The following is a 1,573-nucleotide window of genomic DNA, read 5'->3' as shown; positions in this document are numbered from 1 at the left end:
TGAGGCTGGCGAGCTGGCTTTTGGCACCATCGATAGTTGGCTGATCTGGAAGCTGACAGGCGGTGCTGTGCATGCGACCGATGCAACCAATGCCTCGCGCACACTCTTGTATAATATCCGGCAAGGGCGTTGGGATACTGAGATTTGCGCGCTCTTTGATATTCCCATGGCGCTTTTGCCCGAGGTGCGCGATTGCGCCGCCGATTTTGGCATGACCGATCCCGCGCATTTGAGTGGCGCGATCCCGATCATGGGCGTCGCGGGCGATCAACAGGCCGCCACCATCGGACAGGCCTGTTTCCAGCCCGGCATGATGAAATCGACCTATGGTACAGGCTGTTTTGCGCTGCTCAATACCGGCGACACGCTGGTGCGCTCACAAAACCGGATGCTGGGCACGATTGCCTATCAATTGGATGGTCGGCCCAGCTATGCGCTCGAGGGGTCGATCTTTATCGCGGGCGCGGTGGTGCAATGGCTGCGTGACGGGTTGAAAATCATCGAGAGCGCCCCCCAGACCCAAACCTTGGCCGAAGCTGCCGATCCGGGCCAAGAGCTTTACCTTGTTCCCGCCTTTACCGGGCTTGGCGCGCCCTATTGGGACCCCGCGTGTCGCGGCGCGATCTTTGGGCTGGCGCGCAATTCCGGCCCCGCTGAATTTGCCCGTGCCGCCCTTGAAAGTGTGGGCTACCAGACCCGCGACCTGTGGGAAGCGATGGCCGCCGATTGGCGGGCCGAGACGGGCAAGGAATTGGGGGCGGCCACGCTGCGCGTCGATGGGGGCATGAGCGCGTCGGATTGGACAATGCAATTTCTCTCGGACATTCTTGGCGCGCCTGTTGACCGGCCCCGCGTGTTGGAAACCACCGCGCTGGGGGCGGCGTGGCTGGCGGGAATGCGCGCGGGCATTTACCCCGATCAGGCTGGCTTTGCCGCGACTTGGGCGCTTGATCGCCGCTTTGCGCCGCAGATGGATGATGCCATCCGCAGCGCGCGCTACGCAGGCTGGAAAGACGCGGTTTCCCGGACCTTGAGCCGCCCATGACCGCGCCCCAAACCCTGCGCGTCGCACTGGCCCAGATGTGTTCGGCGGACACGCATGAGGCCAATATTGCAACTGTCACGGCGCTGGCCGCCGAGGCTGCGGCAGGTGGTGCGCAACTCTTGGCTCTGCCCGAGGTGGCGGGTCTGATGAACCGCAACCCCGAGACCGCGCGCTTGCAAGTGGTGACAGCCAATGCCGACCCTTTCATCGCCGCTTGCCGCGAACTGGCGGCCAAGCATGGGCTGTGGGTCCATACCGGATCGACCCCGGTTCTAGGCCCCGATGGGCGGTTCTTGAACCACGCCACCCTGATCGATGCGACAGGCGGGATCGTGGCCGCATACGACAAGATCCACCTTTTCGACGTCACGCTTGAGGGGCAAGCGCCCATCGGCGAATCCAAGCGCTTTGCGCCGGGTTTGAAGGCCGTTCTGGCGCAGACCCCATGGGGGCCATTTGGCCTGTCGATCTGTTATGATCTGCGGTTTGCCTATCTCTACCGTGCCTATGCACAGGCGGGCGCGGTTT

At 63.3% G+C, this 1,573-nt stretch carries 2 protein-coding genes; both read left to right on the top strand.

The features are described from left to right. Positions 1-1,045, top strand: a 1,045-nt coding sequence (locus tag KG698_RS15195; protein WP_213686385.1) for an FGGY-family carbohydrate kinase, incomplete at its 5' end; no start/stop codon positions are given. After that, the coding region (locus tag KG698_RS15190) for a nitrilase-related carbon-nitrogen hydrolase (protein WP_300984224.1) at positions 1,042-1,573 on the top strand (532 nt) is incomplete at its 3' end. The genes KG698_RS15195 and KG698_RS15190, both read left to right, overlap by 4 nt.

The sequence above is a fragment of the Roseicyclus sp. genome (genome assembly GCF_018402035.1).
Taxonomy (GTDB): domain Bacteria; phylum Pseudomonadota; class Alphaproteobacteria; order Rhodobacterales; family Rhodobacteraceae; genus Roseicyclus.
Note: the sequence above shows the minus strand (reverse complement) of the source record. Positions and strands in the feature narration are given on the sequence as shown.